1 protein-coding gene is annotated in these 1,557 nt (G+C 38.9%); it reads right to left on the bottom strand.

The window, feature by feature from the left end:
• Positions 1-136: 136 nt before the first annotated feature.
• Positions 137-1,249, bottom strand: a complete 1,113-nt coding sequence (locus tag ARSQ2_RS10505) for a porin (RefSeq protein ID WP_181995270.1) — start codon at positions 1,247-1,249, stop codon at positions 137-139.
• Between the last annotated feature and the right edge of the window lie 308 nt (positions 1,250-1,557).

The raw sequence follows: 1,557 nt of genomic DNA, 5'->3' as shown, positions 1-1,557 counted from the left end.
CAATATGCTGTAATCAAAATTAAGTCGCTTAGCTATATTTTACTAATTAACATAAATTGATAAAAAAACAGCGCTTTAGCGCTGTTTTTCGAATTTACGTTTTCACTTTTACTGTTAAATCACCGCTAAGCGATAATTAGAACTGGTAAACTAAACCTAAACCAACCAGGTTTTCTCTGCTAATACCATATTGATCAGCAAAGCGATTGTTGCCATTGATTAGGTTAATTTTGTAATCAACAACTGCGGTCAGGTTTTTGTTGAAATAGTAGAAAGCACCTAGAGAAACATATTTCACTAAATCTTGCTTCTGCGGGTAGGGAGAATCAGTTAAATCTTTACCTTTAGACTGTACATAAGCAATAGATGGTTTCAGACCGATTTTGTCAAACAGATACTGACCAACCAATTCAAAGTTTTCAGTTTTGTTAGCGACGGACGTCATGTGGTGGTTACCGTTTACTGTTCCAAAACGAGTTATATTAAAGGTTTCGCCGTACATCGCTGCCAGATATAGGTTGTTGGCATCATATTTGATACCAGCGTTCCAGCCTTCCGCACTATTACCGCTAGCGTTACTGATGGTTTTCTGAGCGTCAGTCAGGCCACGATTAGATTTAGCATAACCGGCACCCAATGTGACGCCCCAGACGATATCGTAGTTAGCCGCTAAACCGAAACCGTCACCATTATTTTTTAGGAATTTACCGCTAACTGATTCATTGCTGTCAGTATTTTTGACTTGATACTGTAGGGCGAAGTTCAAACCATCGACCAGACCAAAGAAATCACTACTACGGTAAGTTAACAGGTTACGGTTACGGCCAGTCAAGTAGCTGTCAGCCTGAGACATAGAGTCTGCACCATAAAGAGGCAGAACGTCAGTCCAAGCGTTGACATCATACAGAACGCCATAGTTGCGACCATAGTCGAATGAACCAAAGTCAGCAATTTTCAAACCGGCATAAGCTAGACGGTTTGTGTTTTCGTTCTCAGCTTCATTTCTGTTGGTTTTTGTTTCCCATTCGAAACGACCAAAACCAGTTAGCTGATCAGAGATTTGAGTATCACCTTTTATACCAAGACGAACACGCGAATCATCGCCACCACTGCTTTTGCCAAAGAAGTGAAGAACGTCAACTTTACCGTATAGATCCAGCTTGTTGCCGTCTTTTTTATAGATTTCAGCTGCGTTTGCTGTACCAGCTAACAACGCCGGGATAACTATTGCAAGAATATTGCACTTCATCATTATTATTACCCTCATTGGTGTTATTCGGACACCTGCCACTGCCAAGAATAAATTCCCAACCATTGGGAACTACCTTTAAGAGTTTAGTGTCGTCTTGTTTCTGCGTCCAGTATTCCATTGGTAAATATTTTTATCTACCCTGAAAATGATACAAAAATACAATATTTGTAACAAAAAGAAATAATTTGTTTCAACATATAAATAAAAGGGAACTTTTTGCTATTTATCATAATTATAGCTTATAGCTAAGCGACTTAATTTTGATTACACCATATTGAGTGCGAACAAAATATCTGTGTCGCATC

The sequence above is a fragment of the Arsenophonus endosymbiont of Bemisia tabaci Q2 genome (assembly GCF_902713415.1).
GTDB lineage: Bacteria > Pseudomonadota > Gammaproteobacteria > Enterobacterales > Enterobacteriaceae > Arsenophonus.
Note: the sequence above shows the minus strand (reverse complement) of the source record. Positions and strands in the feature narration are given on the sequence as shown.